This window comes from Pseudomonas sp. K5002 (genome assembly GCF_013386655.1).
Taxonomy (GTDB): domain Bacteria; phylum Pseudomonadota; class Gammaproteobacteria; order Pseudomonadales; family Pseudomonadaceae; genus Aquipseudomonas.
This window is the reverse complement of the sequence record NZ_JACARK010000859.1, coordinates 1-4,472: the sequence shown is the minus strand read 5'-3', so window position 1 is coordinate 4,472 and position 4,472 is coordinate 1. Positions and strand designations below refer to the sequence as shown.

The 4,472-nt window shown below is 62.3% G+C and carries 4 protein-coding genes and 1 pseudogene; 3 read left to right on the top strand and 2 right to left on the bottom strand.

Features of this window, described 5'->3' with window-relative positions:
• A pseudogene (locus HX846_RS30055) lies at nucleotides 1–295 on the top strand (MFS transporter); the annotation flags it as partial.
• Nucleotides 296–404: 109 nt separating this feature from the next.
• Nucleotides 405–1,112 carry a YebC/PmpR family DNA-binding transcriptional regulator gene (locus tag HX846_RS30050; RefSeq protein WP_102369528.1) on the top strand — a complete coding sequence of 236 codons (708 nt, stop codon included), beginning with the start codon at nucleotides 405–407 and terminating at the stop codon, nucleotides 1,110–1,112.
• Nucleotides 1,113–1,235: 123 nt separating this feature from the next.
• Here the strand turns inward: HX846_RS30050 and HX846_RS30045 are convergent, their stop codons facing one another.
• Nucleotides 1,236–2,558, bottom strand: coding sequence for a leucine-rich repeat-containing protein kinase family protein (locus HX846_RS30045; protein WP_178966771.1), 1,323 nt, complete (start codon nucleotides 2,556–2,558; stop codon nucleotides 1,236–1,238).
• 10 nt (nucleotides 2,559–2,568) lie between these two features.
• Complete coding sequence (gene zapE / locus HX846_RS30040) at nucleotides 2,569–3,684, bottom strand: cell division protein ZapE (protein WP_003212435.1); 1,116 nt, start codon at nucleotides 3,682–3,684, stop codon at nucleotides 2,569–2,571.
• 229 nt (nucleotides 3,685–3,913) lie between these two features.
• Here zapE and HX846_RS30035 point away from each other — a divergent pair, with 229 nt between their 5' ends.
• Nucleotides 3,914–4,405: a spore coat U domain-containing protein gene (locus HX846_RS30035; RefSeq protein ID WP_218166240.1), complete on the top strand. Its 492-nt coding sequence runs from the start codon at nucleotides 3,914–3,916 to the stop codon at nucleotides 4,403–4,405.
• Nucleotides 4,406–4,472: the final 67 nt, after the last annotated feature.

Below are 4,472 nucleotides of genomic sequence, written 5' to 3'. Positions count from 1 at the left end.
CCTGTACGGGCCGGACTCGATGATCAGCAGCACCGCCGCCATCGACTTCGGCACCGCCAAGGCCGGCGCGACGGCTGCGGGGTTCGTCAACGGCTGCGGTTCGGTGGGTGCAGTCCTGGGCGGCTTGTTGCCGGGCTACTTCGACACCGTCACGGTGTTTATCGTGTTTGCCGGCGCCGCGTTGTTTTCCTCGCTGGTGTTGATGCCCTACTGGAACGCCAGGCCGGCGGTGCTGGCGCAGGTGGGCGACTTCGTGCCCGACCGTGAGCGCGCCATCAATCCCTTGCGGACCTGAGGGGCATGGCCGGTTTTTTGGTGGATTAGAGTGTTTCAGCGCTATAAACTCTGCCCCCAAAGCGCCGGCCAGTAGACGTCTCGGCGCGATGGACAGAAGAGAGTGAGTCATGGGCGCACAGTGGAAAGTCAAACATAAAGAAGCGGCATCCAATGCCAAGGGCAAGATCTTCGGCAAGCTGGTGAAAGAGATCACCATTGCCGCCCGCAACGGTGCCGACACTGCTACCAACGCACATTTGCGCCTGGTGGTGGAGCAGGCCAAAAAGGCCTCGATGCCCAAGGAAACCCTGGAACGCGCGATCAAGAAAGGCGCCGGTCTGCTCGGTGAGACCGTGCAATACCACCGCGTAACCTACGAAGGTTTTGCCCCGCACCAGGTGCCGCTGATCGTTGAATGCGTGACCGACAACATCAACCGCACCGTGGCGGAAATCCGTGTGGCGTTCCGCAAGGGGCAACTCGGCGCGTCCGGCTCCGTGGCCTGGGACTTCAACCATGTAGGCCTGATCGAAGCCTCGCCGGACAGCCCGGAAGCCGATCCGGAAATGGCCGCGATTGAGGCCGGTGCCCAGGATTTCGAGGCAGGCGAAGAAGAAGGCACGACCCTGTTCATCACCGAGACCACCGACCTGGACGCCGTGCAGAAAGCCTTGCCGGAGCAGGGTTTCACCGTGCTGTCGGCCAAGCTGGGCTACATCGCGAAGAACCCGGTGAGCGGTTTGAGCGATGAGCAGATGGCCGAAGTCGAAGCCTTCCTGGAAGGCCTGGACAACCATGATGACGTGCAGGACATGTTCGTCGGGTTGGCGGGTTAATTCTGATTTGATGTGAACCCGGTCCAAATGTGGGAGCGGGCTTGCTCGCGAATACGGTGTACCAGCCAAGTATCTATTGACTGACACACCGCATTCGCGAGCAAGCCCGCTCCCACATTGGGTTTAGTGGAGTTTGGAAGACTGCAACAAGCTTGTGATTTCCTCGAACCCAGGCCGGACCAACACATCCGGCTGGCAGCAGTTGTCCCGCAAGGCTTCCAGTGCCACGCGCTGTTGCTCGTTCAACCCCGCATCAATCCTTTCCAGCAATTCCCCCAGCAACACCCCGAACGCCCTGACTTCGATGCGCTGCAACGCGCGGGTTTCCTGGCTGTCGACCGTGGCGTGAAACGACGCTGCACCAAAGTCCCCAAGCAGACATTCACCGGCTTCATTCCACAGAATGTTGTGGCCGTACAGATCACCGTGGGTGATGCCTTGCGCGTGCAGGTGCGCCGCCACCGAAGCGATGCCCCGGGCCATGCGCAGCGCCACATCCGCGCTGAAACGGGTGGTGGGCTCGTAGATATCCCGGGTGCACGACGCCAGGCTCGGCAGGGCCGCGAGGTTGCGGTAGCTCGGTTCGATCAGTTGCATCACCAGCGCCGCCTGGCCTTGGGGATGCTCGACGACCCGGCCTTCCACCTTGATCAAATTGGCATGCAATCCGGCGGCAATGCAGGCATGCGTTTCGTGCAACGGCGAGCCGTCGCTGGTGATGCTGCCTTTGTACAGTTTGACCGCAACCGCCTTGGCCGGCCCGCCTGGCGGGGTCCAGGACGCCTTGCGGATGATGCCGGAGGCGCCTTCGCCCAACACTTCGCCCAGCACCAGCTCTGACCAGGGAATATTCGGCGTCGCGTCATGGCGGGCCTCTTCCACGGCCATCTCTACCGGATTACCGGCGTAGGCCAGCCAGGTCAGGCTCGGCAAACCCAGCAACCAGTCCGGCAGGCGGGTCATGCGGTTGGAAGCGATGCGGATCAATTCGAGGTTTTTGCACTGGGCGAGACTTTGCGGCAACTGCTCCAGGTGGTTACCGGCCAGCATCAGTTTTTGCAGCAAAGGCCGTTCACCCAGTTCGTCCGGCAATTGGCTGATGTGGTTATCGGTGAGGATCAGCCAGCGCAGCAAGGGTGGCAGCGACGTCGCCGGGACACTGCTGATCTGGTTCGACTTGAAGCCGATCATGCTCAACTGCGCGCACTGGCCCAGGCATTGCGGCAGTTCGGTAAAGGCGTTTTCCGAACAGAACAGCACGCGCAAATGGGGCAGGCGGTGCAGGTCATCCGGCAGGCTGCTCAGGGCATTGCCGGTCAGGTTGAGGATTTCCAGGGAGTCGGCCAGGTCGAAGATTTCCCGGGGGAACTCGGTCAGCCCACAGCGCAGGTCCAGGCGTTTGATGCCGGCCAATTGGCCGGCCTTGAGTTGGGCAAGGGTATCCATGAACGGCGCGTCACTCGGCAATAGGGGCGTGAATGGCGCTCATGATAGCGGGTTGCGGCCCGATCTTCTGCAACTGCCCCAGGCGGCTGGCGGTGCGCGCCAAATCGATGGCCTGGCCGCTCAGGGATTGCTCCAGCGGCTGCTCGCCGATCAGCACCAATTGCTTGTCCTGGTCGTAGAGCACGTCCACCAGGTTGATGAACCGTTGCTGGGCGGCAATCGGACAGTCCGCCAGATGCGGCAGGCCGTCGATGATCCAGCGTTCATAGTCGCGGCACAGCTGCAGGTAGTCCATGACGGCGGTCGGTTGTTCGCACAGGTCGCTGAAGGTGAAGGCAATGCTGCGGTCCTGGTGCCAGCGGGCAGTCAATTGCCGGGCTCCGACGGTCAGGCTGACCGGGGCCTGATCCGCTGACGGCAGGCCCAGGGCTTGGCGTTGCGCGGCAGTCCCCGGCCACACGAACTGGCCAGCGCTGAACCGCTGATCGCCATGGGCCTGGGCCAGGCTGCGAAAATCCTGGGGGGCGCTGACTTCCATGACGTCCATGCGCGCGCTGATCAGCTCGATCACCGGCTTGAACCGCTGATGGTACAAGGGGTTCGGCAGCAACCCGGCGGGCGGATAATTGGAGGTTACCAGCACCCAGACTCCGCGCCGGAACAGGGCCTTGAACAGGCGGCTGATCAGCATCGCATCGCCGATATCATGTACGTGAAACTCGTCGAAGCACAGCACGCGGCAGCCATCGAGCAACTCATCCAGAGTCACGGCCAAGGCATCGCGCTGCTGGCGATGGGCAAACATTCCCTGGTGCAGACGGGCGAAAAAGTCGTGGAAGTGCACGCGCTGTTTCTCGGCAATCGGCAACGCCTGGAAAAAGCCGTCCAGCAACCAGCTCTTGCCCCGGCCGACGGCGCCGTGCAGGTACAGGCTGCGGGTAGGGCGCCCGGCCAGCAGATGGTCGGTTTGCCGGGCCATGGTCTCGATCACCTGTTGCTGGCTTGGGCTGAGGGTATAGCCCTGTTGCCGGGCCTTGCCCTGGAAGAATGCGCTGATACCGGGGGCGGCGGTGGTCGCCGCGGGTTTACCCAGCAACCGTTTGAGCAGGGGCGGTAAAGCAGCCAATGTCAGTCACTCTGTGTTTCGGTGGTCGCTCACTTTAGAGCGCCGGTTGCGGTTTGACCAATAGAGAAGCACGGCGCGAGCTATCTGGAAAAGGCATGGGTCAATGGATCCAAAACACCGACCTGACTGGCGGATTCCCTTCAAGTGACTAACCTCATACACAGCAGTCACCCCTGTATAAGGATTTGGGGCAGTGAAGGGACACGCAGTCTTGGCAATCATGAGCGCGATGCTCTGCAACACGGTTTATGGCGCACAGCTCCAGGTTGAGGTGCGTATCGACGTGCAGCGGGGGTGCCAGTTGGTCGGCACCACGCGTGAAGCAGGGATCGAGCAGCTCGGCGTACTGGATTTCGGCAGCGGCTCCCGGCTGGATGACCCGGCAGGCCCGTTGAGTGCAGCCTTGATCAGCCAGCGCCAGCCACGCCTGGAGTGCAACCCGGATACGCCGTATCAGATGCGTGTCGACGGCGGCCTGCATGGCGGCATCGGCGAAGTACGTTACCTGGGCGCTGCTGCCCCCTCGATCAAACCCATTCCCTATCGAATTTATGCCGATGCCGCACGCCGCATCCCCTTGGCCGTGGACGTACCGTTGAGCGGCCGCGTGCCCGATTCCGGCACGGTGGACTTGCCACTTTATGGACGCATCGAGCCGCTCAAGGAAATACCGGCCGTGGGGCGTTATTCCGACCTGCTCAAAGTGACGGTGACATGGTAAGCCGCGCCCTGGCCTGCATCGCGCTGGGCGGCCTGTTGCTCCTGGCCGAGGACGCCCAGGCGGCGGT

What these genes read in the sequence shown, in the direction of transcription:
- HX846_RS30035 (WP_218166240.1), top strand. Translation starts at nt 3,914, where the DNA reads ATGCTCTGCAACACGGTTTATGGCGCACAGCTCCAGGTTGAGGTGCGT.
- HX846_RS30050 (WP_102369528.1), top strand. Translation starts at nt 405, where the DNA reads ATGGGCGCACAGTGGAAAGTCAAACATAAAGAAGCGGCATCCAATGCC.
- HX846_RS30045 (WP_178966771.1), bottom strand. Translation starts at nt 2,558, where the DNA reads ATGGATACCCTTGCCCAACTCAAGGCCGGCCAATTGGCCGGCATCAAA.